General features: G+C 44.8%; 1 protein-coding gene. It reads right to left on the reverse strand.

Annotated features, from left to right (window positions below; genetic code table 11):
• Window positions 1-120: 120 nt before the first annotated feature.
• Window positions 121-1,434 carry a DUF349 domain-containing protein gene (locus tag ACFQ2O_RS21535; protein ID WP_377532947.1) on the reverse strand — a complete coding sequence of 438 codons (1,314 nt, stop codon included), beginning with the start codon at window positions 1,432-1,434 and terminating at the stop codon, window positions 121-123.
• Window positions 1,435-1,688 lie beyond the last annotated feature (254 nt).

Here is a 1,688-nt window from a genome sequence, read left to right on the forward strand (position 1 = left end):
CTATTTTCTGCTTCAATAACATAAGGTGCATAGGATGCAGGCTTTAGGAGCTGTTTAAAATAAAAGAAGCCTTTTGCTGCTGCAGAAGGCTTCTTTTTGTGTAGTAAGTATAATTGTTCTTTAACGAGAAATAGCGCTTAGCTGGCTTTGAAACATCTCGATCATGGCAGTTTTGGTACCTATCTTGCGGTTAAAGTTTCTGATTTTGCCCTTCAGCATATTTCGGAATGATTCGTTGTTTGATGAATCGTTTAACTTTTCAAGGTTAGCCTCCAGCAGCTCAAGCTCATTACGGTCAGATTTAATGAACTCACGCAGGGCATTAATTCTGGCCTGAAGGCCGTCTATCTCAGAGTATGTCTCTTCTGTAGCCTGTTGGCGCTTGCGGATATAGTGTTCTAAGCTGCTCATCTCAAACACACGGTCGCATGCTTTAATGAAGCGCTCCCACACGGCGTCAGAAACCTCAGGGCGTACCGGGCCTAGCTTCTTCCACTCAGCCTGCAGTTCTTTGGCACGCTTAACGGCCTCCCCTAAACTGCGCTCCTGTAACAGGCGCTCAGCTTCGGCGGCAAGATTTTGCTTGCCTTCATAGTTCTGCTCGTAAAACTGCTCGCGCGAGGCAGACTTCTCTTTCTGTATCTTGTTCTTCAGCCTTTCAAAAAAGTGGTTGTGTGCTTTTCTGAAGTCACCCCACATTTTGGTCATGGCATTACGGGATAGCGTGCCGCCTACTTCTTTCCACTGGTTCTGCAGTTGTTTCAGTTTTGCAGTGGTTGCCTCCCAATCTTCGGAATTTTGTAACGCGTATGATTGGTTGATTAAGTCTCTGTACCGCTCATACGTGCGGTTCTGCATCCGCTTCTTATCTTCAAAGAAGTTCTTCTTACGCTCAAAGAAGTTCTCTACTGCATTTCTGAAGCGCTCTTCTATTTCGTCGGTAAGTTCTTTTTCTACCGGGCCTGTCTTGATCCAGGTGGTACGCAGTTCCTTCAGCTTGTCTGTTGCTTCTTTCCACTCAATGCTCTCGCTGTGCGCTTCGGCCTCCTGTATCAGGCTTACCTTGATACTAAGGTTCTTCTCACGGTTCTGCTTAATGGTATCGTTGATCTCTTCCTCGGCTTTGCTTAGCGTATGGTAAACTTGCTCAAAATCACCGAGGGCATCAAAGTTACCTACCTGCTCTTTCATGTGCAGCACTTTCATCAGGAAAGAGCCTTTGTTCTCTGAGGTTGCGATACGCTCCAGCAGGCCGTTCACCTTTTCCTGGAACATTTCGAAACGCTTGGCGAAGTATACCAGCGAGTCATCTTCAGACTCTTTTACATCACCCACCTGTCTGGCAGGATAATTCATAAAGGGCTTAAGCCATACTTGCTGGTCCTGAACAAAGCCATATTTCTTAGCCTGTTCTAATAGGTCGTTGTTTTCCATTTCTGGATAGGGTTAGGGTCGTACGTAAATTGGGTAAGGCATCGGGTAAACTAATTTTAACATACGCAGGCTTACCTGCAGCGTTTGCTATTGGCATTGGCCTGAACAAACAGCTGAGCAGTTACTAAAAGAGAGCATGGTGTTAAAATCAGTAGGGTGCACTTTACCCATACAGTTTTTTACAAGTTTAAGTATTTCAGCGCAATTTTGTGAAGCAAAAACACATGAAATTTTACGATATTTGTAATTCTTTA

It is taken from the genome of Pontibacter rugosus (genome assembly GCF_042678745.1).
GTDB classification, from domain to species: domain Bacteria; phylum Bacteroidota; class Bacteroidia; order Cytophagales; family Hymenobacteraceae; genus Pontibacter; species Pontibacter rugosus.

Bases quoted from the DNA above. Each gene is read 5' to 3' on its own strand.
- ACFQ2O_RS21535 (WP_377532947.1), bottom strand. From the start codon at position 1,434: ATGGAAAACAACGACCTATTAGAACAGGCTAAGAAATATGGCTTTGTT.